Annotated in this window: 1 pseudogene; it reads left to right on the forward strand. The window is 51.8% G+C overall.

Annotated elements, in window-relative coordinates:
* Nucleotides 1-228: pseudogene (locus tag ACYP03_RS28525) on the forward strand (MJ1255/VC2487 family glycosyltransferase); the annotation flags it as partial.

The raw sequence follows: 228 nt of genomic DNA on the forward strand, positions 1-228 counted from the left end.
GTGGATTTCCATTTCTCCGGCCGTCCTGCTGAACACTATTTTGATATGGCGTGTTTCGGCGATTATCACACCTCCCAAGGGCTGACTTTTATCACAGAGCACGGCAAGGTGAGCCACTGGAAAACGTTCCGACGTAATTCACTGCGGAATTTCTGGCGGGAGGTCAAGGCCATGGATTTGTCCGGCTATGATCTGGTGATCAATGACTTTGAGCCGGTTTCCGCCTGG

The organism is Photobacterium sp. R1, assembly GCF_054600795.1.